Source organism: Micromonospora sp. NPDC047740, assembly GCF_043204735.1.
In the GTDB taxonomy this organism is placed as follows: domain Bacteria; phylum Actinomycetota; class Actinomycetes; order Mycobacteriales; family Micromonosporaceae; genus Micromonospora.
Genome location: NZ_JBIDCT010000056.1, coordinates 1 through 1,174, shown reverse-complemented (window position 1 = coordinate 1,174; position 1,174 = coordinate 1). Strand labels below are relative to the sequence as shown.

The window sequence follows — 1,174 nt, the reverse complement described above, 5'->3', positions numbered from 1 at the left end:
GTTTCCGGTGTGGCCGAGGGAGTAGCGGCCGGGTTGGGGCCAGATGGTGAGGCCGTGTGGGCCGCGGCCGACGGGGATTCGGGCTAGTAGTTTGCCGTTGTCGGTGTTGAGGACGTATACCTCGTCGTGGTAGCGGCCGGAGAGCCAGAGTTGTTTGCCGTCGGCGGAGAGGCCGCCCATGTCGGGGCTGCCGCCGCCGGGGATCCGCCAGGTTGTGGTGGGTTTCAGGGTGGTCAGGTCGAGGACGGTGACGCTGCCTTCGTCGCGGTTGGTGACGTAGGCGAGTCGGGCGTCGCGGCTGAAGTAGATGCCGTGGGCGCCTCGGCCGGTGCGGATGAATCCGGTCTGGCGGGTGGCCTGGCCGTCGAAGACGTACACGCCGTGGGCGTGCATGTCGGCGACCAGGAAGTGTTGCCCGTCGGGGGTGAGTCGGGTGTCCTGGGGCATGCCGTCGGAGGCCTCGGTGAGCCGGAAGTCACGCAGTTTGCGGAGGCTGGTGGTGTCCAGGACGAGCATCCGGTTGGCGAACTCGCAGCTGAACAGCATGGTCTTGCCGTCGGCGGTGTAGTCCATGTGGTTGATGCCGCCGCACTCGGGGAACCGGACCGACCGCACCCGCTGCCAGGTGCCCAGGTCGTAGAAGTCGAGCCGCTGGTACGCCTCGGCGACCACGATCGCCTGTTTGCCGTCGGGGGTGAAGTAGAGGTTGTAGACGTCTTCGAGCTTGCGGAACTGGCCCGGGTCGCCGGTGCGGGCGTCGATCGGGACCAGGCCACCGTTGGGGATCTGGCTGGAGGCCACATAGAGGGTGCGCAGGTCGTAGGAGGGCACCACGTGCTGCGGCTCCGGCCCGCCGGGGAACTTCCGCACCACCGTGAACGTCGCCGGGTCGATCACCCACACGTCGTTGCTCTTCGTGTTCGGCACATACACCAGCGGCCGGTCCCCGCGCACCGGCGCGGCGAGCTGACCGGGGCCGGCCGCGGCGTAGACGTTGCCGGCCGCCGGATAACTCGGCATCCCCGACACCAGCGGCCCAAACGACCCGTCCGCCGACCGGCCGGCGGACGGGCTGGTCACCGCCTCCCGAGTAGGCGCCCGGTCGGTGCAGGCCAGCAGCCCGGCCGACAGAACCAGGACCGGGACGGCAGCCAACAACTGTCGACGGGACACT

1 protein-coding gene is annotated in these 1,174 nt (G+C 69.3%); it reads right to left on the bottom strand.

What is annotated here, in order from left to right:
- A partial coding sequence (locus ACGF4F_RS37360; RefSeq protein ID WP_393085267.1) for a cytochrome D1 domain-containing protein occupies positions 1-1,158 on the bottom strand: 1,158 nt, incomplete at its 3' end.
- Between the last annotated feature and the right edge of the window lie 16 nt (positions 1,159-1,174).